Here is a 708-nt window from a genome sequence, read left to right on the forward strand (position 1 = left end):
CAAAACCCTTGAGTTGTCTTCAAACATCACCCATTTGGCAAAATGGATGGTAGGGATCCCCATCAGTTTTCCTTGGACAAAGACAAATTTTATCAACCCTTTTGACTTTTTGTTGAATGGGCTTGGATTTGGAGGGTTAAATTGCTGGCTCTTTTTTTTGATTCAGCTCCTCTTGAATGCATTAGCTTGAACCCTTGTGGATTGTCCTTATCGGTGTGATAGTCATCTATGCCGTGGTCGTCTGAGGTGGGATCGGCTTCTAATGGTGCAAGTCCCTTCAGGGGGATGATTTTCTAATGACCTTCTGACCTCAAATCAGGTAGGACTACCCGCTGAACTTAAGCATATCAATAAGCGGAGGAAAAGAAACTAACAAGGATTCCCCTAGTAACTGCGAGTGAAGCGGGATAAGCTCAAATTTAAAATCTGGTGGGTGTTTGGCCTGCCCGAGTTGTAGTCTGGAGAAGTGCTTTCTGTGCTGAACCGTGTACAAGTCTCTTGGAACAGAGCGTCATAGAGGGTGAGAATCCCGTCTTTGACACGGACTATCAGTGCTTTGTGATGCGCTCTCAATGAGTCGAGTTGTTTGGGAATGCAGCTCAAAATGGGTGGTAAATTCCATCTAAAGCTAAATATTGGCGAGAGACCGATAGTGAACAAGTACCGTGAGGGAAAGATGAAAAGCACTTTGGAAAGAGAGTTAAACAG

Annotated in this window: 1 protein-coding gene and 1 rRNA gene; both read left to right on the top strand. The window is 44.4% G+C overall.

Annotated elements, in window-relative coordinates:
- A partial coding sequence (locus MKP05_RS22195) for a hypothetical protein (RefSeq protein WP_240570138.1) occupies positions 1 to 190 on the top strand: 190 nt, incomplete at its 5' end.
- A gap of 5 nt (positions 191 to 195) precedes the next feature.
- Positions 196 to 708: ribosomal RNA gene (locus tag MKP05_RS22200) — 23S ribosomal RNA — on the top strand; the annotation flags it as partial.

This window comes from Halomonas flagellata (genome assembly GCF_022487945.1).
GTDB classification, from domain to species: Bacteria; Pseudomonadota; Gammaproteobacteria; order Pseudomonadales; family Halomonadaceae; genus Halomonas; species Halomonas flagellata.